The organism is Streptomyces sp. NPDC012935, assembly GCF_042900345.1.
Classification (GTDB): domain Bacteria; phylum Actinomycetota; class Actinomycetes; order Streptomycetales; family Streptomycetaceae; genus Streptomyces.
Genome location: NZ_JBIBBC010000014.1, coordinates 56,535 through 77,774, shown reverse-complemented (window position 1 = coordinate 77,774; position 21,240 = coordinate 56,535). Strand labels below are relative to the sequence as shown.

Annotated in this window: 21 protein-coding genes and 3 tRNA genes; 19 read left to right on the top strand and 5 right to left on the bottom strand. The window is 70.4% G+C overall.

Features of this window, described 5'->3' with window-relative positions:
- Positions 1-41: 41 nt before the first annotated feature.
- Complete coding sequence (locus tag ACFY5C_RS29200; RefSeq protein ID WP_389449355.1) at positions 42-1,250, bottom strand: sensor histidine kinase; 1,209 nt, start codon at positions 1,248-1,250, stop codon at positions 42-44.
- A 318-nt stretch (positions 1,251-1,568) separates the two neighbouring features.
- Here ACFY5C_RS29200 and ACFY5C_RS29195 point away from each other — a divergent pair, with 318 nt between their 5' ends.
- The 13 genes from ACFY5C_RS29195 (at position 1,569) to ACFY5C_RS29135 (ending at position 14,605) form a co-directional block, all read left to right on the top strand.
- Entirely contained in the window at positions 1,569-1,991 is a 423-nt protein-coding gene (locus ACFY5C_RS29195; RefSeq protein ID WP_389449352.1) for an NADH-quinone oxidoreductase subunit A, read from the top strand.
- A complete protein-coding gene (locus tag ACFY5C_RS29190; protein WP_389449349.1) occupies positions 1,982-2,650 on the top strand; it encodes an NADH-quinone oxidoreductase subunit B in 669 nt (222 codons plus the stop codon). The genes ACFY5C_RS29195 and ACFY5C_RS29190 overlap by 10 nt, the downstream gene beginning before the upstream one ends.
- Positions 2,647-4,656 (top strand): NADH-quinone oxidoreductase subunit C, encoded by a 2,010-nt coding sequence (locus ACFY5C_RS29185; RefSeq protein ID WP_389449346.1) that lies wholly within the window; start codon positions 2,647-2,649, stop codon positions 4,654-4,656. Before ACFY5C_RS29190 ends, ACFY5C_RS29185 begins: the two co-directional genes overlap by 4 nt.
- Complete coding sequence (locus ACFY5C_RS29180; protein ID WP_369272809.1) at positions 4,653-5,621, top strand: NADH-quinone oxidoreductase subunit H; 969 nt, start codon at positions 4,653-4,655, stop codon at positions 5,619-5,621. Before ACFY5C_RS29185 ends, ACFY5C_RS29180 begins: the two co-directional genes overlap by 4 nt.
- 2 nt (positions 5,622-5,623) lie before the next feature.
- Positions 5,624-6,193, top strand: a complete 570-nt coding sequence (locus ACFY5C_RS29175) for a NuoI/complex I 23 kDa subunit family protein (RefSeq protein WP_389449343.1) — start codon at positions 5,624-5,626, stop codon at positions 6,191-6,193.
- Positions 6,190-6,903, top strand: coding sequence for an NADH-quinone oxidoreductase subunit J (locus tag ACFY5C_RS29170; RefSeq protein ID WP_389449341.1), 714 nt, complete (start codon positions 6,190-6,192; stop codon positions 6,901-6,903). The genes ACFY5C_RS29175 and ACFY5C_RS29170 overlap by 4 nt, the downstream gene beginning before the upstream one ends.
- Positions 6,903-7,292: an NADH-quinone oxidoreductase subunit NuoK gene (gene nuoK, locus ACFY5C_RS29165; RefSeq protein ID WP_389449338.1), complete on the top strand. Its 390-nt coding sequence runs from the start codon at positions 6,903-6,905 to the stop codon at positions 7,290-7,292. Before ACFY5C_RS29170 ends, nuoK begins: the two co-directional genes overlap by 1 nt.
- Positions 7,289-9,283, top strand: coding sequence for an NADH-quinone oxidoreductase subunit L (locus tag ACFY5C_RS29160; protein WP_389449335.1), 1,995 nt, complete (start codon positions 7,289-7,291; stop codon positions 9,281-9,283). Before nuoK ends, ACFY5C_RS29160 begins: the two co-directional genes overlap by 4 nt.
- A 6-nt stretch (positions 9,284-9,289) precedes the next feature.
- A complete protein-coding gene (locus ACFY5C_RS29155) occupies positions 9,290-10,864 on the top strand; it encodes a NuoM family protein (protein WP_389449333.1) in 1,575 nt (524 codons plus the stop codon).
- Positions 10,861-12,384: an NADH-quinone oxidoreductase subunit N gene (locus ACFY5C_RS29150; protein WP_389449330.1), complete on the top strand. Its 1,524-nt coding sequence runs from the start codon at positions 10,861-10,863 to the stop codon at positions 12,382-12,384. The genes ACFY5C_RS29155 and ACFY5C_RS29150 overlap by 4 nt, the downstream gene beginning before the upstream one ends.
- Positions 12,385-12,624: 240 nt before the next feature.
- The gene (htpX, locus tag ACFY5C_RS29145) at positions 12,625-13,485 is read left to right on the top strand and encodes a zinc metalloprotease HtpX (protein ID WP_389449327.1); all 861 of its coding nucleotides are present in this window, start codon (positions 12,625-12,627) and stop codon (positions 13,483-13,485) included.
- A complete protein-coding gene (locus ACFY5C_RS29140; RefSeq protein ID WP_389449324.1) occupies positions 13,482-13,877 on the top strand; it encodes a YccF domain-containing protein in 396 nt (131 codons plus the stop codon). The genes htpX and ACFY5C_RS29140 overlap by 4 nt, the downstream gene beginning before the upstream one ends.
- Positions 13,878-14,038: 161 nt before the next feature.
- Entirely contained in the window at positions 14,039-14,605 is a 567-nt protein-coding gene (locus tag ACFY5C_RS29135; RefSeq protein ID WP_389449321.1) for an SMI1/KNR4 family protein, read from the top strand.
- 350 nt (positions 14,606-14,955) lie between these two features.
- Here ACFY5C_RS29135 and ACFY5C_RS29130 read toward each other — a convergent pair whose 3' ends face one another.
- Entirely contained in the window at positions 14,956-16,227 is a 1,272-nt protein-coding gene (locus ACFY5C_RS29130; protein ID WP_389449318.1) for an APC family permease, read from the bottom strand.
- Between the two features lie 136 nt (positions 16,228-16,363).
- On the opposite strand from ACFY5C_RS29130, the gene ACFY5C_RS29125 reads away from it, so the two are divergent.
- A complete protein-coding gene (locus tag ACFY5C_RS29125; RefSeq protein ID WP_389449315.1) occupies positions 16,364-16,630 on the top strand; it encodes a GlsB/YeaQ/YmgE family stress response membrane protein in 267 nt (88 codons plus the stop codon).
- Between the two features lie 134 nt (positions 16,631-16,764).
- On the opposite strand, the gene ACFY5C_RS29120 is transcribed toward ACFY5C_RS29125, so the two are convergent.
- On the bottom strand, positions 16,765-17,253 hold the full coding sequence (locus ACFY5C_RS29120; RefSeq protein ID WP_389449313.1) for a YajQ family cyclic di-GMP-binding protein: 489 nt from the start codon (positions 17,251-17,253) through the stop codon (positions 16,765-16,767).
- 224 nt (positions 17,254-17,477) lie between these two features.
- Between ACFY5C_RS29120 and ACFY5C_RS29115 the strand changes: the two genes are divergently transcribed.
- Positions 17,478-17,559, top strand: a tRNA-Tyr gene (locus ACFY5C_RS29115).
- Positions 17,560-17,644: 85 nt separating this feature from the next.
- A complete protein-coding gene (locus ACFY5C_RS29110; RefSeq protein ID WP_389449310.1) occupies positions 17,645-17,857 on the top strand; it encodes a hypothetical protein in 213 nt (70 codons plus the stop codon).
- Between the two features lie 451 nt (positions 17,858-18,308).
- Here the strand turns inward: ACFY5C_RS29110 and ACFY5C_RS29105 are convergent, their stop codons facing one another.
- Together ACFY5C_RS29105 and ACFY5C_RS29100 are read right to left on the bottom strand one after the other, a co-directional pair.
- Entirely contained in the window at positions 18,309-18,965 is a 657-nt protein-coding gene (locus ACFY5C_RS29105; RefSeq protein ID WP_389449307.1) for an SDR family oxidoreductase, read from the bottom strand.
- Positions 18,966-19,170: 205 nt separating this feature from the next.
- On the bottom strand, positions 19,171-20,436 hold the full coding sequence (locus tag ACFY5C_RS29100) for an amidohydrolase family protein (RefSeq protein ID WP_389449304.1): 1,266 nt from the start codon (positions 20,434-20,436) through the stop codon (positions 19,171-19,173).
- Positions 20,437-20,730: 294 nt separating this feature from the next.
- Between ACFY5C_RS29100 and ACFY5C_RS29095 the strand changes: the two genes are divergently transcribed.
- The 3 genes from ACFY5C_RS29095 to rpmG all read left to right on the top strand — a co-directional run bounded on the left by ACFY5C_RS29095 (position 20,731) and on the right by rpmG (position 21,176).
- A tRNA-Thr gene (locus ACFY5C_RS29095) sits at positions 20,731-20,803 on the top strand.
- A 46-nt stretch (positions 20,804-20,849) separates the two neighbouring features.
- Positions 20,850-20,922, top strand: a tRNA-Met gene (locus ACFY5C_RS29090).
- Between the two features lie 89 nt (positions 20,923-21,011).
- A complete protein-coding gene (gene rpmG, locus ACFY5C_RS29085; protein WP_003948671.1) occupies positions 21,012-21,176 on the top strand; it encodes a 50S ribosomal protein L33 in 165 nt (54 codons plus the stop codon).
- Positions 21,177-21,240 lie beyond the last annotated feature (64 nt).

Below are 21,240 nucleotides of genomic sequence, written 5' to 3'. Positions count from 1 at the left end.
GGCCGTCGGCGTCTTGAACGGGGGGTTTTCCCTACCCCGCGCTACTCCTGCCCCGGTACGCGGTCGCGCCAGGGCAGCTCCGCCGTCACGGTCGTAGGGCCGCCCTGCGGTGACTCGATGACGAACAGGCCGTCCACGGCGTCCAGCCGGTCGGCGAGACCGCGCATGCCCGTGCCTCCGTCGAGGCGCGCGCCCCCGCGGCCGTCGTCCCCGACCTGGATGAGCAGGCGGTCGTCCGAACGCCACACATCGACCGACGCCGTCTTCGCGCCGCTGTGCTTGCTGATGTTCTGCAGCAGTTCGGAGACGGTGAAGTAGGCGATGCCCTCGATGGCCGCGGCCGGTCTGGACAGCAGGTCGACGGTCACCTTCACCGGCACCGTGCAGCGCGACGCGACAGCCGACAGGGCGGCATCGAGGCCGCGGTCGGTGAGGACGGCCGGGTGGATGCCGCGGGCGAGGTCCCGTAGCTCCTGAAGGGCCAGCTTCACCTCGCCGTGCGCCTCCGCGACCATCGACGCCGCCACGTCGGGGTCCTCCAGCAGCTTCTCCTTGGCCAGGCCCAGCCCCATGGCCAGGTTGACCAGACGGGCCTGGGCGCCGTCGTGCAGGTCGCGCTCGATGCGCCGCAGATCGGCCGCGGCCGTGTCCACCACGACGCCGCGGTCCGACTCCAGTTCCGCGATACGGCGTTCCAGCTCGTCGGAGGGAGACAGCAGGCCGCGCACCATCGCCCGGTCCGCGTTCGCCAGGCCACGCGCGATGAACGGCAGCACCGGCCACAGCACGAACAACGAGGTCAGCGTGATGACGAAGGTGAGGATGCCCCAGGGCAAGCGGATGAAGTCGTACAGGATCGTGCGCCAGCCGACGGGGTCCTTCAGCGCCAGCCACAGCTGCGGGAAGAAGCCGTCCTTGCCGCCGCGCAACGGCAGCGGACTCGGCTCGTCCACCCGCACCCCGAGCAACGCACGCGCGCGTGAGCGCTCCAGCTTGCCCAGCTGCCGCGCGCCCAGGAGGCCTGCGGCGAGCAGCGGGAACCCGATCACCGTCAGCGTCAGCAAGGCACCGGTGAACAGCACTGTCACGACGTAGACGAAGCCGAGCAGTGACAGCGGAAGGTTCGCCAGGAGGTGCGCGATCTCCTTCCAGGTGTGCCGGTCGTAGGCGAAACGGGCGGGCGGCAGCGGCTGCTGGTCACCCTCGGAACGCCGGGAGGCGTCCCACGAAGGGCTGGGGCTTTCGGTCATATGGGCTAGCGTGCCGCGCGGTGCCCCGCCGCGCCATGAGGCGGACCGGCGCGGTCTTGCGGGGGAAATCCCCACCCCCGTGTCCGCCCCCGTGCCCATCCTCGGATCGTCGGCCCGGGATCGGCCGCCGTACCCCGACGGCAGACGTGCCGCGTCCCGAGGCGAGTCTCGACGAGATCTCAACGTGTGACGGGCTGCTTACGCTGTCTTTAGCAGGGCCTAGACTCCCGTGCGTACAGATCGTCGAACAGCGGTGTTCACGAGGTCACAGGTCGCAGGACACTGGTAGGCAACGAGGTCAGGGAGCGAGGGGCGGACGTGTCGGAACAGACCGTCGTCGTCGCGGCGGATGTGCATTACGTCGTCGTCTCGGCGGACTACTTCCAGTCCTACTCGGTCGTCGGACTGCTGGCCGTCATCGGCGTGCTGTTCGTCGCCGTCGCCTTCGGGGCGGGCCGACTGCTGCGCCCCGTGGTCCCCACGCCCGAGAAGCTGCTGACGTACGAGTGCGGCGTCGACCCCGTCGGCGAGGGCTGGGCCCACACCCAGGTCCGCTACTACGTCTACGCCTTTCTCTACGTGATCTTCGCCATCGACTCGATCTTCCTGTTCCCCTGGGCGACGGTGTTCGCCGACCCGGGCTACGGCGCGGCCACCCTCGTGGAGATGTTCATCTTCCTCGGCTTCCTGGCCGTCGGCCTGCTCTACGCATACAAGAAGGGCGTCCTGGCATGGACGTGACGCCAGAAGTGAATTCGGCGGAGCGCGCGGAAGTGGATTCGCCGGAGCCCGTACTGCTCCCGGAGCCGAAGCGCCTGGGCGCGTTGGCCCGCCTCGCCCCGGAACCGATGAAGGTGATCCTGAACTGGGGCCGCCGCTACTCGCTCTGGGTCTTCAACTTCGGCCTCGCCTGCTGCGCGATCGAGTTCATCGCCGCGTCGATGGCCCGCCACGACTTCATCCGCCTCGGCGTGATCCCCTTCGCGCCCGGCCCCCGGCAGGCCGACCTCATGGTCGTCTCGGGCACGGTCACGGACAAGATGGCCCCGGCCGTGAAGCGCCTGTACGAACAGATGCCCGAGCCGAAGTACGTCATCTCCTTCGGCGCCTGCTCGAACTGCGGCGGCCCGTACTGGGACTCCTACTCCGTCACGAAGGGCGTCGACCAGATCATCCCCGTGGACGTGTACGTCCCCGGCTGCCCGCCACGCCCCGAGGCACTGCTCCAGGGCATCCTGAAGCTCCAGGAGAAGATCGCGCGGGAGTCGCTGGGGGAGCGGTACGGCACCGGAGCGGCTCGGCCGTCCACGGCAGCGTTGCAGAGTGGGCTGGTGCGCGGGCCGGAGGCGCCCGGTGCCGGCGGAACGGGCACCGACGGCGCGGGGGAGGCCGACCGATGACGACGACCGGCTGGCTGCCCGCCCCCGTCGAGGATCTCTTCGGCTCGGAGGCCACGGCCGAGGAGTCTTACGAGGTCCTGACGGTCGACGTCCCCCCGGCGTCCTGGATCCCGGCACTTACAGCGGCCCGCGACGAGCTGGGCTGCACCTACTTCGACTGGCTGAGTGCCGTCGACGAACCGGGCACGGGCTTCCTCGTCGCGGCCCACGTCGCCGTCCTGTCGCCAGTACGGCGCCTGCTGGTCCGCACGACGGTCCCGCACGAGGCACCGACCCTGCCCTCCGCGATCGGCGTCTACGCGGGAGCGGCCTGGCACGAACGCGAGACGCACGAAATGTTCGGCGTGACGTTCTCCGACCACCCCTCACTCGACCACCTGCTCCTCCCGGACAACTTCGAGGGCCACCCCCTCCGCAAGGACTTCGTCCTGGCAGCCCGCGTCGCCAAGGCCTGGCCCGGCGCCAAGGAACCCGGTGAGTCCGAACACGGCGGCCCGAAACGCCGCCAAATGCTGCCCCCCGGCGTCCCCGACCCGAACGAATGGGGCCCCCTGAAGGGCCAACTCCCCGCTGCCCCCACCCGCCCTGCCCGCGGAGCAGCACGCACGGCAGGGGAACGGCCTGCCCGCGCAGCGGGGGAGCGACCGGTCCGACGCGCACGCACGTCAGCGGAAGGCTCGGCGAGCCAGCCGGAGACGCCGAGTGCGGGTGAGGCTCCGACGGACGCCTCTGCGGCGGGTGCGGCGGGTGCGGCGCGGCGTGCCCGTACGGCCGCGGAGGGTTCGGCCAGCCAGGCGGAGACGCCGGCTGCGGGTGGGGCTTCTGCGGCGGGTGCGGGGCGGCGTGCCCGTACGGCGGCGGAGGGTTCGGCCAGCCAGGCGGAGACGCCGGCTGCGGGTGGGGCTCCGACGGACGCTCCTGCGGCAGGTGCGGCGCGGCGGTCGCGTACGGCCGCGGAGGGTTCGGCCAGCCAGGCGGAGGCCTCGCCTGGTGCAGAGCCCGCGACGGGTACGCCCCGGCGTGCGCGTACAGCAGCCGAAGGGTCGGTCAGTCAGCAGGAGACGGCTTCGGCAGCTGAGGCGGCCAGTGAGCCGGTCGCTACAGGCCCCGAGAACTTTACGGAGGCGGGTGCTCCCCCGGCCGGCACCGGGACGTGGGCAACCACGTCCGGCACTGCGACCCCGCCACGCGGCCCGCGAAGCGCAGGAGAGGGCTCGGCGAGCCAACGGGCCGAGGCGTCAACGGCAGCGGCGACCGAGGAAGCGGCCGGGCCGACGGACGGCGCGGACGCCACGGCCGACGCAGCGGACACCACGACCGACGCAGCGGACGCGACGGCCGACGCAGCAACGGACGCCCCGGCGCCGACCGCGACCGGTGCCCAGCCGACTCGGCGTGCGCGCAGCGCGAGCGAAGGCTCTGCATCGCAACGCCCCGGAACGGACGCCGCCCCGACCAGCCCCCGGCGATCGCGCAGCGCCTCGGCCGGCTCGGCAAGCCAGAGGGCGGCTTCCGATGCGGAGGCACCCCGCGAGGCGGCGTCGGACGCGGCTGACTCCGGCACTGCTACGTCCAAGGCGGCTGCGACGGAGGGGGGCTCGGCGGACACAGCCGACGAAGTCACCACCCCCTCCACCCCGTCGGCAACTCCCAAGCCCTCCTCGGCCCCCCGCAGCTCGGACGCCCCTTGGCACCACGCCCGCCCGGCTTTCGACGAACCAGCACGCAAGCAACGATCCGAGCCGGAGCCGGAGCCGGCGCCGGAGTCGGGGCCGGAGGCGGAGTTGGAGCCGGGGACCGAGCCCGAGCTCGGGCCGCAGACCGAAGCCGAGGCCCGGACCGAGGCCGAGTCACCGTCGGAGACCCCGGCCAAGTCGGGCCCGTCCGACCCCACAGCCACGCCCCAAGACACCGCAGACTCCACTGACGAAAACCCGAACCGTCCGAACCACCAGGACCACCCGGACCGCACAGACCCCTCAGACCCCTCAGGAGGCCCGCAGTGAACGACGCGCTCGACGTCACCCTGCGACTCCTGATCGTCTTCGTCGTGTTCCTGACGTTCCCCTTGCTCATCGGCCAGACCGAGCACAAGGTGATGGCCCACATGCAGGGCCGTCTCGGCCCGATGTACGCCGGCGGCTTCCACGGCTGGGCCCAACTCGTCGCCGACGGCGTGAAGTTCGCGCAGAAGGAGGACGTCGTCCCGGCCGGCGCGGACCGCCGTATCTTCCAGCTCGCCCCCGCAGTGGCCCTCCTCCCGTACCTGCTCGTCCTACTCGCCATCCCCATCGGCCCGAGCGAGGGCGCAGTCGGCGAGGTCATCGACGCGGGCATCTTCTTCGTCCTGGCGGTCATGGGCGTAGGCGTCCTCGGCTCGCTCATGGCCGGCTGGGCCTCCGCCAACAAGTTCTCCCTCCTCGGCGGCCTCCGCACCGCCGCTCAGCTCCTCGCCTACGAACTCCCGATGCTGCTCACCGCGGCCTCCGTGGCGATGGCTGCCGGAACCGTCTCCCTCCCCGGCATCCTCGACGCATTCGAGTGGTGGTGGCTGCCCTGGCAGATCGTCGGCGCGATCGTCTTCTTCGTCGCCGGCCTGGCCGAGCTGCAGCGACCACCCTTCGACATGCCCGTCGCCGACTCGGAGATCATCTTCGGCGCCTACACCGAGTACACAGGTCTCCGTTTCGCTCTCTTCCTCCTCGCCGAGTACGCCGGAATCGTCGTCCTGTGCGGCCTGACCACCGTCCTCTTCCTGGGCGGTTGGCACGGCCCCTGGGGCGCCGACGGCCTCGGCTGGGTCTGGACCCTGCTGAAGACGGCCGTCCTCGCCTTCATCGTGATCTGGCTCCGCGTCACCTACCCCCGTCTGCGCGAGGACCAGCTCCAGAAGCTCTCCTGGACCCTCCTCGTCCCCCTCTCCCTCGCCCAGATCGCCCTCACCGGCATCGTCAAGGTGGTGATCCAGTAACCATGGCCCCCATTCCCGGCAGTGGCCTGGCCAAGGGCCTGGCCGTCACCCTCCGCACGATGACGAGGAAGTCCGTCACCGCGCAGTACCCGGACACCCAGCCCGACCTCCCGCCCCGCACCCGCGGTGTGATCGGCCTGTTCGAGGAGAACTGCACGGTCTGCATGCTCTGCGCCCGCGAGTGCCCGGACTGGTGCATCTACATCGACTCCCACAAGGAGACGGTCCCGGCCGCGACACCCGGCGGCCGTGAACGCAGCCGCAACGTCCTCGACCGCTTCGCCATCGACTTCTCCCTGTGCATGTACTGCGGTATCTGCATCGAGGTCTGTCCTTTCGACGCCCTGTTCTGGTCCCCGGAGTTCGAGTACGCCGAGACCGACATCCGCGAACTCACCCACGAGCGCGACAAGCTCCGCGAGTGGATGTGGACCGTCCCGGCCCCGCCGGCCCTTGACCCCGGCGCGGAGGAGCCCAAGGAGATCGCCGCCGCCCGCAAGACCGCCGAGAAGCTGGCGGCCGCGCAGGCTGCGGAGGCCGAGCCGACCGAGTCGCAGGAGGGCGAGTCGTGAACCTCACCTCCGCCGCGCTGCCCTTGGCCGCCGACACGCACGGCTTCCTCTCCCCGACCGGCGTCGAGGTCGTTTTCCTCCTGGTCGGCCTGGTCACCTTCGGCGCCGCGCTGGTCACCGTCACCACCCGGCAGCTGGTGCACGCCGCCCTGTGGCTGGTGGTCACGCTGGGCGGCCTCGCCGTCGAGTACCTCCTGCTCACCGCCGAGTTCATCGCCTGGGTGCAGGTCCTCATCTACGTCGGTTCCGTCGTCGTCCTCCTCCTGTTCGGTCTGATGCTCACCAGGGCGCCCATCGGCCGCTCCCCGGACGCCGACTCCGGCAACCGCTGGGCCGCCCTCACCGTCGCCGTCGCCTCCGCAGCCACGCTGATCTGGGTGGTCGTGGACGCCTTCCGCACTACCTGGATCGACCTCGACGGCCCAGCCGCCGGCTCCACCAAGGCAACAGGCGAGAGCCTCTTCCAGAACTGGGTCCTCCCCTTCGAGGCCCTTTCCGTCCTCCTCCTAGCCGCTCTGGTCGGCGCGATCGTCCTGTCCCGCAAGGCGAAACCCCAGTCGGGCTCTCCCTCTGTGAACTCCCGTGCCGTGACCGGTGGTTCCCCATCCGCCCCGGATTCCCGTAATCACCCGGTCGGGCGAACCAAGCCGGTCGCGGGAACCGATCAGGTCGAGGGAACCGATCCGGTCGAGCAGGAAGGCGCCCGCTGATGCACCTCGCCTATCCCGCCGTACTCTCCGCCCTCCTCTTCTGCACCGGCCTGTACGGCGTGCTCGCCCGGCGCAACGCGATCCTGGTCCTGATGTCGGTCGAGCTGATGCTCAACGCCGTCAACCTCAACCTGGTCGCCTTCGACGTCTGGCTCAGCAAGGCAGCCGAGGAGACCCTGCACTCCGGCCAGGCCCTGACCCTGTTCACGATCACCATCGCCGCGGCCGAGATCGGTATCGGCCTGGCGATCGTCCTCGCCGTCCACCGCAACCGCGGCACCGCGGACATCGACAAGCTCCGCGACACCGCCGAGAGCCACGACACCGACAGCCCCGACCGCGACGCCTCCACGGCCCCGCAGGCCGAGAAGGCTGAGGCCACCGCGTGACCACGACCACCCTCGCCGTCCTCGTCCCCCTCCTTCCCTTCCTCGGCGCCGCGGCCGGCCTGCTCCTGGGCCGCACCGCGCCCGGCTTCGCCCGCCCGCTCGCCGTCCTGCCGACGCTGACGTCCCTCGTCCTCGCTGCGGTGATTGCCGTGCGCCAGGGCGGAGACCAGGCGATCAACGCCGCCACCGAGCTCACGCCCACCGGCTCGGTCCCGATCGAACTAGCCCTGTACATCGACGGCTTCGCCGCCCTTGTCGCCGTACTCGTCGGCGTCGTCGCCACCTGTGTGCAGATCTACTCCACGGGCTATCTGCGCGAGGACCCGCGCTACCCCTCGTACGCCGCTCTCGTCGCCCTGTTCACCTCGGCGATGCTGCTGGTCGTCTACTCCGGCGACCTGATGGTGCTGCTGGTCGGCTGGGAGATCATGGGCATCTGCTCGTACTTCCTGGTCGGCCACTACTGGGAGACCCCGGAGGCCCGCGCCGCCTCCATCAAGGCCTTCCTGGTGACCAAGCTCGGTGACGTCCCCTTCCTCATCGGCCTGTTCGCGCTGGCCACCGACGCCGGGTCCTTCCGCATCACGAAGATCCTCGGCACCGTCGCGAGCGGTGGCCTCGACCACCCGACACTGATCGCCCTGCTGCTCCTCGCGGGCGTGGCGGGCAAGTCGGCGCAGTTCCCGCTGCACACCTGGCTCCCTGACGCGATGGCGGGCCCGACCCCCGTCTCCGCGCTGATCCACGCCGCGACGATGGTCGCCGCAGGTGTCTACTTCGTTGCCCGTCTCCTCCCGGTCTTCGAGGCCTCCCAGGCTGCGATGATCGTCCTCGCCGTGATGGCCGCCGTCACGATGGTCGGCTCGGGAATCGCCGCGCTCGCCCAGGACGACATCAAGCGCGTGCTCGCCTACTCGACGATCGGTCAGCTCGGCTACATGACCGGCGCCCTGGCCGTCGCAGACCGCGGGGCCGCCGTCTTCCACCTCCTCTCCCACGGGGCCTTCAAGGCGCTGCTCTTCCTCGCGGCCGGCGTGATCATCCACGCAGCGGGCACCAACTCCCTGGCCGCCATGTCCCGCATGGCCCACCTGCGCAACCGCGTCCCGGACGCCTTCTGGACGATGACTGTGGCGCTCCTCGCGCTCGCCGCGATCCCGCCGTTCAGCGGTTTCTTCTCCAAGGAGTCCGTCCTCGGTGCCGCCGAGCACGTCGCCACCGGCCACACCGAGCACGCCCCCGGTGCAGCGGGCTGGATCGTCCTCGTCACCGGCCTGCTCACGGCCCTGCTCACCGCCGCCTACGCGATGCGACTGTGGCTGCTGGCCTTCCGCGGCCACGGCGCCGAGGCTCCCGACCACGGCAGGCAGCCGTTGACGATGACCGTGGTGCTGTGGGTGCTCGCCCTCCCGTCCCTCGCCCTCGGCGCCTTCGCCTACCGCGTGCTCCCCGACTGGTTCGACGGCCGTGACCTCGCCCCGACCCTCGCCACCTCGGTCCTGGGCACGGGTGTGGCCCTGGTCGGCGGCATCGTCACCTACGCGGCCTGGCGCCACCTCACGGCCGTGGCGGCACGCGTCCCGCTGGGTGCGGTCGCGGCCCACCCCGAGGGCGACGCCGCCCAGGTCGAGGCCGAGGCCATCGCCAGCCACGCGCCCGTGTACGGAGGCGTGGCCTACGCGCCCGACCCGGCGGACCCGGGCCGGCTGCTGCTCGGCCCGCTGCACCGCCATGCCGCAGTCGGCTTCCACCTCGACGCGGTGTACCGGGCGCTGTTCGTCCGCCCGGTACAGGCCGGCGCGAGTCTCGTCCGGTTCCTCGACCGCGAGGTCGTCGACACCTACGTGCATGGCGCGGGTGCTCTACCCCGCTGGCTCGGCACTGCCGTACGGCGCGCCCAGACCGGCAATGTGCAGACCTATGTGAGCGCGCTGCTCGCCGGCACCGTCGTCCTGGCGGTCGCCGCCGTCCTCGTCGCCACGGGAGCGTGAGCAGGCGTGATCGATATCAACGAGTCCGTGATGCAGGTCCTTCTGGCGTTCATGGTCGTCGGCCCACTCCTCGGCGCTGCCGCCGCTCTCCTGCCCGCCCCGCCCGGGCTGAAAGGGAAGTCACCCGAGCAGGCCGTGCTCCGGCACGGCGTGACCGTCACCGGCGCGGTCCTCATCGCCGCGATCGTGCTCGCGCTCGGCTTCGACCACGACCAGCCGTCGAAGATGCAGGCCGGCACGGACATCAGCTGGATCCCCGCACTCGATGTGCGCCTCCACCTCGGCGTCGACGGCATCTCCCTCCCCCTTCTGGTCCTGACCGCGCTGCTGACCTTCCTCTGCGCGCTCTACTCGTACTTCAAGATGCCTGCGGGCCCGACCCCGAAGGCCTTCGTCGCACTTGTGCTCGTCCTGGAGTCCGGCACCCTCGCCACCTTCGCCGTCCTCGACCTGCTGCTCTTCTTCCTCGCCTTCGAGATGGTCCTGATCCCGATGTACTTCCTCATCGCCCGCTGGGGCGGCGAGGGCCGGGCCGCGGCCGCCTGGAAGTTCATCCTCTACACGCTGCTCGGCTCCGTGGTCATGCTGCTCGGCCTGCTCCTGATCGGAATCAAGGCGGGCACATTCGACATGGTGGCACTCGCCACTGACAACGGCCGGTCGCTGACGGCATCCGTGCAGGTCATCGCCGTTTTGTCGATCGGGATCGGGCTCGCGGTCAAGACGCCGATGTGGCCCCTGCACAGCTGGCTGCCCGACGCCCACACCGCCGCCCCGACCGTCGGCTCGGTCCTGCTGGCCGGCGTCCTGCTGAAGATGGGCACGTACGGGTTCGTCCGCATTCTCCTGCCGATCACCCCCGACGGCTTCGCCGACTTCGCGCCATACCTCGCCGCCTTCGCCGTCGTCGGGATCATCTACGGATCCCTGGCCTGCCTCGCCCTCGCCAAGCGGGGCGCGAAGGGCGACCTCAAGCGCCTCATCGCCTACTCCTCCGTCGGCCACATGGGATTCGTCCTGCTCGGCATCGCCACGATGACCCCGACCGGCGTGAACGGCGCCCTCTTCGCCAACATCGCCCACGGCCTCATCACCGGCCTCCTATTCTTCCTCGTCGGAGCGCTGAAGGACCGTACGGGGACCACCGACCTCGACACCCTCGCCGACAAGACCGGCGCGGCCCTCTATGCCAAGACGCCCCGCCTCGGCGGCCTGCTCGCGTTCGCCGCAGTCGCCTCGCTCGGGCTGCCGGGCCTCGCCGGGTTCTGGGGCGAGATGCTCACGCTGTTCGGCGCATTCGAGCCCGCCGCCCAACTCAGCCGGCCGGCCTTCCTCACCTTCATGGCGATCGGCGCCTTCGGCACCCTGCTCACCGCCGCATACCTGCTCGTCGTGGTCCGCCGCGTCTGCATGGGCGCCGCGCAGCAGGAAGCCCCGAAGCTCGCCGACGTCCAGGGCTACGAGTTCGCGGCCTGGACCCCGCTCGTCGCCCTCACCGTCGTCGCCGGACTGTGGCCGAAGACCCTCCTCGGCCTGACCGACCCGGCCGTGCAGCAGCTCCTCGCAGGAGGCACCCGATGAGCTCCCTGGCCCAGCCCCTGGCCGAGTCGGTGGTCCAGTCCGTCGACTGGCTCGCCATCGCGCCGCCGACCATCGCGGCGCTCGTCGGACTCGTGGTCCTCGTGGCCGACCTGTTCGTGGCGGAGAACAGAAAGGCGGTGCTCGGCTGGACATCCGTGGTCGGCCTGGCAGCCTCCATGGTCCTGCTGCTGCCCCTCCTGGACGGGGACCGCTCCACCTTCTGCCTGACCGGCGACGCCGCGGTCTGCAGCTATACGGCCGACCGATTCACCCTCGTGATCCAGTTCCTGGTTCTCGGCGGCGCTCTCCTCGCGGCGCTTCTGTCGGTTACCGCTCTCAAGGACGCCGACAAGGAACTCCCCGAAGGGGAGTACTGGTTCCTGCTGCTCTCCTCAGCCGCCGGCGCCGCCCTGCTGCCCGCCTCCCGGGACCTGGCGACCCTCATCGTCGCGCTCGAGGTCGCCTCTCTTCCCGCCTTCGCGCTGGTCGGCCTCCGCTTCGGTGACCGCAAGTCCTCCGAAGCGGCCCTGAAGTTCTTCCTGTCCTCGGTCACGGCGACCGCGGTCAGCCTCATGGGCATCAGCTTCGTGTACGCCTCCACCGGCACCCTCTACCTCACGCAGATCGCCGACCGGATCCAGAACGTCGACGGACAGCTCCAGACCCTGGCCCAGACAGGAGTTGTCCTCACCCTGGTCGGCTTCGCCTTCAAGACGGCCGCCGTGCCCTTCCACTTCTGGGTGCCAGACACGTACGTAGGGGCGCCGCTGCCGGTCGCCGCCTACCTGTCGGTCGTCGGCAAGGCGGTCGGCTTCACCGGCCTGATCCTCGTCACGGTCATCGCCCTCCCGTCGTACGCCGACGTCTGGGGCCCGGCTCTCGCGGCGCTGGCCGCCCTCACCATGACCGTCGGCAACGTCGGAGCCCTGCGCCAGCAGGCCACGCGCGCGTACAGCGCGGTACGCCTGCTCGCCTGGTCCTCCGTCGGCCAGGCCGGCTACCTCCTGGTGCCGATCGCGGCCGCCGCGTACTCCGGCGACGCCGAGCGCTCCATCGGCTCCACCGTGGCCTACGCGCTCATGTACGCCGCCGTGAACCTCGGCGCCTTCGCAGTGGCCGCCCTGGTGGGCCGTACGAAGTCCCTGAACCGCATCAGCGACTACCGCGGCCTGTACGCGCACAACCCCCTCACCGCTCTGATCCTCGCCTTCTTCCTGCTCTGCCTGGCCGGCCTCCCGCCGGGCATCATCGGTCTCTTTGCCAAGGTCACGGTCTTCTCCGCTGCCGTCGACGCGGGCTTGGGCTGGCTGGCCGTGGTCATGGCCGTCAACGTGGTGATCGCACTGTTCTACTACCTCCAGTGGACGGCCCTGCTGTTCCGTGCGCCCGAGGGCGAGGCAGGGAGGCACCTCCTCCCTGCGCCGCTCACGGCCGCGATGGCCCTCACCGGCGTGGTCGGCATCGCCCTGTCCGGAGCTCCTCAGCTGATCCTTCGCTTCGCCGACACCGGGCTCTTCTGAGTCTCTGGCCCACTTCCTGTACGCGCGCGTGGATCGTTCGGCCCCCACGCGCGCGTAGCCGTGCGCGGGCGCCTTCACCCGGACGGCCCACGCCCGCCGCCCCGCGCACAAGGGAACCCGTGGCCCTCGCCTGGCGTTGACCAGTACAGAAGGGTCCACTGGACGTGAGACCACGGCACCAGTGGCATCGGAGATCGAGCAGCAAAGGGTTCCCCTGCCGCACCACTTGGAGGGCGTACCGTGCACCGCCGGCACAACGGGCTCAGGACGGCAGTCCTCCTCGGGGGACTGTCCGCACTCATCATCGTCATCGGCAGTTTCTTCGGCCGGATGGGGCTCGTCATTGCGGTCCTGATTGCGCTGGCCACCAACGCGTACGCGTACTGGAACAGCGACAAGCTGGCGCTGCGTGCGATGCGCGCCCGCCCGGTCAGCGAATTCGAGGCCCCGGCCCTGTACCGCATGGTCCGCGAGCTCTCCACCCAGGCCCGCCAGCCCATGCCCCGCCTCTACATCTCCCCGACAGAGGCGCCGAACGCGTTCGCGACGGGCCGTAACCCGCGAAACGCGGCTGTGTGCTGCACCGAAGGAATCCTGCGCCTCCTCGACGAGCGCGAGCTGCGTGGCGTCATCGGTCATGAGCTCAGCCACGTCTACAACCGGGATATCCTGATCTCATCGGTCGCCGGCGCTCTCGCCTCGGTGATCATGTTCCTGGTCAACTTCGCCTGGCTCATCCCGATCGGGCGCTCCGATGACGACGACGGCCCCGGCATCCTCGGCATCCTGCTGATCATGATCCTCGGACCGCTCGCCGCCACGCTCATCCAACTGGCGATCAGCCGCTCCAGGGAGTACGAGGCCGACGCGTCCGGCGCGCAGCTCACCGGCGACCCGCTCGCCCTCGCCAGCGCCCTGCACAAGCTCGAACTCGGCACCAAGCAGCTCCCGCTGCCCCCCGAGCCCCGCATCGAGACGGCCAGTCACATGATGATCGCGAACCCTTTCCGCCCAGGTCAGGGGTTCGCCAAGATGTTCTCCACCCACCCACCCATGGCGGAGCGAATCGCCCGACTCCAAAAGATGGCAGGACCCCGATGAAGACCATCCTGAACGTCATCTGGCTCGTCCTGAGCGGCTTCTGGCTGTTCATCGCCTACCTGGCCGCGGGCCTGCTGCTGTGCATCACCATCATCGGTATCCCGTTCGGCATCGCGGCCTTCCGCATCGGCGTCTACGCGCTGTGGCCCTTCGGATACACGACGATCGAACGCCGCGACGTCGGAGCCCCCTCGTGCGTCGGCAACGTCCTGTGGCTGCTCCTCGCGGGCTGGTGGCTGGCTCTCGGCCACATCGCCACGGGCCTCGTGCTGTGCGTCACGATCATCGGCATCCCGTTCGGCATCGCCAACTTCAAACTGATCCCGGTGTCGCTGTTCCCGCTGGGCCGCGAAATCGTGCCGACGGACCAGCCGTTCGCTCAGGGCTGGTAGCGGAGCCGAGCGGGCAGGGGGGGAGTTGGCGGGGTAGTTGGTCGGGCAAACCGGGCCGAGTGAGGGGGCGAACAGCGCCCCGCGAAAGCGCCGGTTTTCCACAACCCCGTAGTTATCCACAGGCTGGCTCGATTGTCAGTGGCGGCTTGCATCATGAACGCATGACCGAGAACGAGCAGTTGCTGACGAGGGTGGCGGACAAGGCCCGCAACACCCGCCCGTGGGGCTGGACTTCGCTGCCCGAGCCCGTGGACGCGGCCACCGTGGCCCGCGCCGAGGCCGCCCTCGGCTTCCGCCTGTCCCCGCTGCTCGCCCACCTCTACCTGCACATAGGAGACGGCGGATTCGGTCCGGAGTACGGGCTGTTGCCCCTGCTCGACAGCGCTCCGGCCGGCGAACCCGCAGCCGTCACGCAGTACCTCGCCAACCGCGAGAGCGGCCGCAAGGACCCCGACTGGCCCTGGCCCGAGGGCGTCCTGCCGATATCCCACTGGGGCTGCGCGATGTACGCGTGCGTGGACTGCCGCAGCCCACACGCCACCGTCCTCCTCTTCGAACCGAACGCCGACGACGCCGATCAGGCGTGGTACGTGGACGCCCCAAGCCTCACGGACTGGCTGCGCGCCTGGGTCGACGGCAAGGGCTGGTACGAGGAGATGAACGAAGGGCTGGAGATGGCCCCTTGGACCGACTTCCGCATACGAACGGCTGAGGCAGGGGCGTCATGAGGAGACGCGGATCGGCGGCCCTCTGATGGACCGACGGGCCGGTCGAGGTGCTCGACCGAGGGAGCGGAGCGACGACCGGCGCGCACTCCGAGGGCGCTGAGCAGGCCGTTCTCACCGAGAGGGACGACGTCCCTCGAGTGGGCCGAGGGCTGCGGGCATCGTCACCTGGCGGCAGGCTACGGCCACTGAGCAACAGGGCCAAGGCCCCCGGCGGCCTGCTGCGGGTGCTGATCGGCCGGCGTCCCCGCCTCAGCCGAGACCGCTCGCGCCGCGCGGTTCGTTAGCCGCCTGCTCCGTCGCCCGGCCCCTCAAGGCAGGCCCCCAACAGCAACACATTCGCGTCCGTCGGCCTACCGCCCCAGATCACGCGACCGCCGCGCCGCCCACCGCCGTCCCCCGTATACGACCACACCAACCGCCAGCACACCCGCGCCGACAGCCACCGAGATCCCCGGAAGGGAGAACGCCAGGACTACGCACCCGACGAGCCCCACCGCCGGCACGACTCGCGAAATCGCTGCCGCGTCGAGAGTCCAGGCCGAGGCATTGGCCACCGCGTAGTAGACCAGCACACCGAAGGAGGAGAACCCGATCGCGCCTCGCACGTCCACCGTCGCGGCCAGGACAGCGACCACCGCGCCCACGGCCAGTTCGGCCCGGTGCGGCACCTGAAAGCGCGGATGCACGGCGGCCAGGGCGCCGGGCAGATGCCGGTCGCGGGCCATGGCCAGCGTCGTCCGCGAGACGCCCAGGAACAGAGCGAGCAGCGAGCCCAGCGCGGCGACGGCCGCGCCCACTCTCACCACAGGCGCCAGGCCCGGCACCCCGGCCGCCCGCACCGCGTCGGCCAGCGGCGCTCCGGCCTGCCCGAGAGCCTGCGACCCCAGCACGGAAAGGACAGCCACCGACACACAGACGTACACGGCCAGAGCGATGCCCAGGGCCAGCGGAATCGCCCGGGGGATGGTGCGCGCCGGGTCCCGCACCTCCTCACCCAGGGTCGCGATCCGCGCGTACCCGGCGAACGCGAAGAAGAGCAGTCCTGCCGCCTGCAGCACACCGTCCACGCCGCCCGAGGCCCCGACGTCCAGACGACCGGCCTGGGACTGCCCGGACCCCAGGCACACGACCACCACACAAGCGAGGACAGCCAGGACCACTGCCACGATCACCCGCGTCAGCCAGGCGGACTTCTGGACACCGCCGTAGTTCACCGCGGTCAGCGCCACCACGGCCGCGACCGCCACCGCATGCGCCTGCCCCGGCCAGACGTATGCGCCCACGGTGAGCGCCATCGCCGCACAGGAGGCCGTCTTACCGACCACGAACGACCAGCCCGCGAGATATCCCCAGAACTCTCCGAGCCGCTTGCGCCCGTACACATACGTGCCGCCCGATGCCGGATACAGGGCGGCCAGTCGCGCCGACGACGTGGCGTTGCAGTAGGCGACCACGGCCGCGACCGCGAGCCCGAGCAGCAGTGCGGACCCGGCCGCGCGTGCCGCCGGCGCGAGGGCGGCGAAGATCCCGGCCCCGACCATCGAGCCGAGTCCGATGACCACGGCGTCGCTGACACCGAGGGTGCGCCGCAGCTCGGACGAAGGGGAGCTGGACCGTGTCATGGCCCGAACCTTACTGACCGCTGCAACCGAGGGGCGCCCCCGTGACGTCCTGCTCATCAACAGAGCACGAACAAGCGCGCCCGAAATCACAGTGTCCGGAGAGTGCGGGCACAGCGCGGAAGGGCAGGTTCACGGCATGACGATCATCAGCTGGATCATTCTCGGGCTGTTGGCCGGGGCCATCGCCAAGGTTCTGTTGCCGGGTCGTGACCCGGGCGGCTTCATCGGCACGACGCTCATCGGTGTCGCGGGCGCGTTCATCGGTGGCTGGATCTCGGCTCGCTGGCTGGACCACCCGATCACCAAGGACTTCTACGACGGCGCCACCTGGGCCTCCGCGATCGGTGGCTCCCTGGCGCTCCTGATCGCCTACCGCCTCCTGTTCGGCCACTCGCGCAACTGAGCGAGGCGAGCACACTCCGGACCGCGGCCAGCAGGCGAGAAGGGTGGGCACCTGAGGTGCCCACCCTTCCTCGTACGGCAGCGAAGCCGTAGCCGATGTCGAAGCCGAGCCGATGTCGGCATCGGATCAGCTGTTCACCGGTAGTTCACGAACTGCAGCGCGAAGTCGAAGTCCTTGCCCTTCAGCAGGGAGATCACGGCCTGCAGGTCGTCCCGGCTCTTGGAGCTGACACGCAGCTCGTCGCCCTGCACCTGGGCCTTCACGCCCTTCGGACCCTCGTCGCGAATGATCTTCGCTACCTTCTTCGCGTTGTCCTGCGAGATGCCCTCCTCGATCGACGCGAAGATCTTGTACTCCTTGCCCGAGAGCTGGGGCTCGCCCGCGTCCAGGGCCTTCAGTGAGATCCCGCGCTTGATCAGCTTGGACTGGAAGACGTCGAGGACAGCGTTCACCCGGTCCTCGGAGTTCGCCTCCATCAGGATCTTTTCACCGGACCACGAGATCGAGGCGCCCACGCCCTTGAAGTCGTAGCGCTGCGAGATCTCCTTGGCGGCCTGGTTGAGGGCGTTGTCGACCTCCTGCCGCTCGACCTTCGAGACGATGTCGAAACTGGAGTCGGCCATGTCCTGTGGCTCCTTGTATCGAGGTGCGTATGGGGTGCGTATCGGCGGGTGTGGGGGTGGCCGCCGAGCCCGGGGCAACCCGGGACCGCATCCGGACAAGCCTAGCCACCCCGTGTCCCCCGGGAGGCGATCAATCGGGTGGCGAAGCACCCCTCCACATCGGGTATTGTTTACGTCGTTGCCAGCGAGCTCCGCCGAAAAGCGGTTCGAAAGGCAGCGACCCAGGCGGTGTGCCCGAGCGGCCAAAGGGAGCAGACTGTAAATCTGCCGGCTCAGCCTTCCCAGGTTCGAATCCTGGCGCCGCCACACTGGGGAAACCCCTCCGATCTGCGGAAACGTAGAGCGGAGGGGTTTTCGCGTTCCTGAGTCACGGCCGGGGCACACTGACCCCATGGCCACGCCCCGCAGAAGCTGTCCCGAGTGTCGTCGTGAGATCGCCGTCGTCGCCGGTCGGTACGCGCGGCATGATCCGCCCGGAGCACGGGAGAACGGCGGACTCGTGTCGTGCCCCGGGTCACGGCGACTGGCGCAACTCGGTGCCGCGCAGCCCGCATTGGACGGGTACGTCGTGCCCGAGTTCCCCGGGCAGCTTCCACTGTTCTGAAGGCCCCGCCGACGCCTGCTCGAGGGCTCCGCTGATGTTTGCCCAAGGTCCTGTCGACGGCCCTGCCCAAGGTCCCGTCGACGGCGACATCGCGCCATGCCCCGACCTCACACGGCCGCCCCGGCTCACCGGTTCCTGAGCGTCACTCCGCCGGCGGATGCCGGTCGCCTGCCGGCGCATCCACAGCACCGTCTCGCCACCCGCGTCCGGCCGGAGTCGATCCAACTTAAGGCGAACCAGCTGTGCGGAAATCAGCGGTACGCGACACCAGCGGTACGCGACACCAGCGATACACGATGCAGCAGTACGCGAACCAGCCCCACGAGAACAGGCCCGGCAGTGAACTGCCGCGCCCAGTAGGCGCGTACCGCCGCGCGGCCGCGCGGCCGCGCAGCCGGGCTCCGTTCCGGCCGAACGTGGTGCACGACGGGAGCCCCCTTCGGGCCCACCTTCAGTTCCCTGCCACCGACTTCACCGCCACCGACACCGGGGCCGAGCCGCTAATCAGTTCAAGGGTCAGGCCGGCTGTGGCCGGAGTGTCGAGCAACTCCGCGAGTACGGCGGCCACGTCATCGCGCGGGACCGGGCCGCGGCCGGTATGGGCCTCCAGGCGCACCAGGCCGGTTCCGGCGTCGTTCGTCAGCGCGCCGGGGCGCAGGATCGTCCAGTCCAGGGCGCCCAGACCGCGGACGTATTCGTCGGCCTCGCCCTTGGCCCGCAGGTAGACGTCGAAGATCTCGTCGCCCTCGTGCCCCGGGTCCGCGCCCATGGAGGACACGATCACGAAGCGCCGTACGCCCGCCTGGACCGCCGCGTCCGCGAACAGGACCGCTGCGCCCTTGTCCACCGTGTCCTTGCGGCTCGTGCTGCTGCCCGGCCCTGCGCCGGCGGCGAACACTGCCGCGTCCGCGCCTCGCAGTTGTGCCGCGACCTCCTCGACCGAGGCCGACTCCAGGTCCAGTACGACGGGTTCGGCGCCGGCCTCCCGCAGATCGTCGCCCTGTTCGGCCTTGCGGATGATTCCCGCGACCTCGTTCCCGCGCGCGGAGAGCAGTCGCTCCAGCCGCAGCGCGATCTGACCATGACCACCAGCGATGACAATGCGCATGTCTTCGACCGTACGCCCGGACAGCCGCATTCGCCGCACGACTTCAGCCACGACTCACGTCACCACAGGCACATCCCTCACGTCCCCGTGCCGGGCGCACGCCTCACGCGTGGGCGCCGGTCACCAGCCGCCCGCTCACCAGCCACCCGTGCACCCCCGGGCGTGCACCAGCCACCCGTGCACCCCGGGCGCGCACCCACACCCCTCACGACACCTCGCCCCGCCCCTGCCGCGGCAGCCCCAACTCCGCGGCCACGGCCGAGTTGCAGTACTCCCGCACCGCGCTCGTCCGCGCCACAACGCGCCCCCGGTGCACCACGATGCGGCTGTACGCCAGGGACAGCGCCCCCGCCAGCCGGTCCCCGCGCACCGCCAGCAACTCGGCCGGGAAGCCCGCCTCCACGCGCACCTCGGGCAGCCCCAGCACCGCACGCGCCGACGAGCTCACGGCGTCGTATGCGTCCTCGGGGCGCAGCCCGTGACGTGAGGACAGCAGGTAGGCGGCTTCGAGTGGGTCCCCGCGTCCCACCGGGTTGGACACGTCCCTCAGGGCGCCGCTGCCTGCGGCGACGCGTACGCCGGCAGCGCGTAGTAGCCGTACGGGCGCTGTGCTCCGCCCTTCCGCGCCCCCGCAGCCGCCCTGCGGCAGGCACACCACCGTCACGCCGGCCGCCGCGAGCTGGTCCGCGGTGCGGGAAGCCGCCTGGGCGGGCAGGCGTCCCAGGCCGCCGCACGGGCCGAGGGTCACACCGGGGCGCAGCCCTCCGGCCATGGCGGCGAGCCGGGCCAGGCGTGCCGGGTCGGTGGCGTCGGTGTGCAGATCGACGGGGCAGCCGTGCTCCGAGGCGACCTCGAGGACCGCCTCCACGTAACCCGTCGGATCCGGGTCCAGGTCGGGGCAGCCGCCGACCACCGACGCGCCCATCTTCAGCGCGTCCCGCAGCATCGCCAGTCCCTCGGCGCCGGCCACTCCGGTCAGCAGGCGTGGCATCGCCACCGTCGTCAACTCGGTGAGCCCGCGCAGGGAACGCCGTGCCTGCAGGACCGCCTCCAGCGCGCCCAGCCCTTGAACGTCGCCCACGCGCACATGTGCCCGCAGCGCGGTCGCCCCGTGCCCGAGTTGGAGCAGGGCGGCCTCGGTGGCCCGGCGCTGGACTTCCTGGGGCTCGTACGAGACGGGCCCGCCCGCGTCGGCCGAGAGTGCGGTGTCGCCGTGGGCGTGCGGTTCGGCCGGGGCTGGCAGGAGCAGATAGCCGCCGAGGTCCACACGCGCGCCGCACGCGTGCGTGCCGTCCCCCGCCAGGCTCCCGGCCGTGCCGACCGCCTCGATGCGCCCGCCGCCCAGCCGTACGTCCACGCTCCGGCCGTCGGTCAGCCGCGCCCCGCACAGCAGCAGAGCACCCGGGTCCGCAGGTCCGGACGAGCTCGACGAGGACGACGAGTGCGGCGGCTGGGGGTGACTGTCGGGCATCGCGCTCCAGAGGCTCGGGCTGCGCAGGGGGCTGCGGGCACGGGGCCGGGGGCTGCGCCGGGCCCGCAAGATCACGCAGAGTGAGTCGAGCCTAGGGTGGCGATACGGCCCGGGCGCGCAGGAGCGCAATAGTCGTACCGGTGTGGTCGGCCGAACGGAGCTGCCCGGCGCGGTACCGCAGGGGCCTGCGAGACGCCTGCGAGGCGCCTGCGCGGTGCGCCGTTCGGCCCCCGGGAGGTGCCGCGAAACGGATTTGGGTGAACGGCTGCCGAGCGTGTAATGTCTTCATCGCTCGCCCCAATAGCTCAGTCGGCAGAGCGTCTCCATGGTAAGGAGAAGGTCAACGGTTCGATTCCGTTTTGGGGCTCTGGTGTGTGAGGTTCCCGTCGCAAGGCGGGGCCCGATCGCATCACAGCGGTGTAGCTCAGTCGGTAGAGCAAGCGGCTCATAATCGCTGTGTCACCGGTTCAAGTCCGGTCACCGCTACTGACAGTAGCCGATTGCGGGGTCGGTCCTTCGATCGGCTACTCTTTCTTGCGTTAGTTCATTCCATCCGTTCGTCAAGGAGCACTCACGTGGCTGCCACCGACGTCCGCCCGAAGATCACGCTGGCCTGCGTGGAGTGCAAGGAGCGGAACTACATCACCAAGAAGAACCGGCGTAACAACCCGGATCGTCTTGAGATGAAGAAGCACTGCCCGCGTTGCAATGCGCACACCGCGCATCGCGAGACGCGATAAATCAGGCTCGTACGCGAGGCCGTCCCCGATCGTGGGGGCGGCCTCGCGTCGTTTCCGCCCCGGT

What these genes read in the sequence shown, in the direction of transcription:
- ACFY5C_RS29200 (WP_389449355.1), bottom strand. Translation starts at nt 1,250, where the DNA reads ATGACCGAAAGCCCCAGCCCTTCGTGGGACGCCTCCCGGCGTTCCGAG.
- ACFY5C_RS29190 (WP_389449349.1), top strand. Translation starts at nt 1,982, where the DNA reads ATGGACGTGACGCCAGAAGTGAATTCGGCGGAGCGCGCGGAAGTGGAT.
- ACFY5C_RS29185 (WP_389449346.1), top strand. Translation starts at nt 2,647, where the DNA reads ATGACGACGACCGGCTGGCTGCCCGCCCCCGTCGAGGATCTCTTCGGC.
- ACFY5C_RS29175 (WP_389449343.1), top strand. Translation starts at nt 5,624, where the DNA reads ATGGCCCCCATTCCCGGCAGTGGCCTGGCCAAGGGCCTGGCCGTCACC.
- nuoK (WP_389449338.1), top strand. Translation starts at nt 6,903, where the DNA reads ATGCACCTCGCCTATCCCGCCGTACTCTCCGCCCTCCTCTTCTGCACC.
- ACFY5C_RS29150 (WP_389449330.1), top strand. Translation starts at nt 10,861, where the DNA reads ATGAGCTCCCTGGCCCAGCCCCTGGCCGAGTCGGTGGTCCAGTCCGTC.
- ACFY5C_RS29140 (WP_389449324.1), top strand. Translation starts at nt 13,482, where the DNA reads ATGAAGACCATCCTGAACGTCATCTGGCTCGTCCTGAGCGGCTTCTGG.
- ACFY5C_RS29135 (WP_389449321.1), top strand. Translation starts at nt 14,039, where the DNA reads ATGACCGAGAACGAGCAGTTGCTGACGAGGGTGGCGGACAAGGCCCGC.
- ACFY5C_RS29130 (WP_389449318.1), bottom strand. Translation starts at nt 16,227, where the DNA reads ATGACACGGTCCAGCTCCCCTTCGTCCGAGCTGCGGCGCACCCTCGGT.
- ACFY5C_RS29125 (WP_389449315.1), top strand. Translation starts at nt 16,364, where the DNA reads ATGACGATCATCAGCTGGATCATTCTCGGGCTGTTGGCCGGGGCCATC.
- ACFY5C_RS29120 (WP_389449313.1), bottom strand. Translation starts at nt 17,253, where the DNA reads ATGGCCGACTCCAGTTTCGACATCGTCTCGAAGGTCGAGCGGCAGGAG.
- ACFY5C_RS29110 (WP_389449310.1), top strand. Translation starts at nt 17,645, where the DNA reads ATGGCCACGCCCCGCAGAAGCTGTCCCGAGTGTCGTCGTGAGATCGCC.
- ACFY5C_RS29105 (WP_389449307.1), bottom strand. Translation starts at nt 18,965, where the DNA reads ATGCGCATTGTCATCGCTGGTGGTCATGGTCAGATCGCGCTGCGGCTG.
- ACFY5C_RS29100 (WP_389449304.1), bottom strand. Translation starts at nt 20,436, where the DNA reads ATGCCCGACAGTCACCCCCAGCCGCCGCACTCGTCGTCCTCGTCGAGC.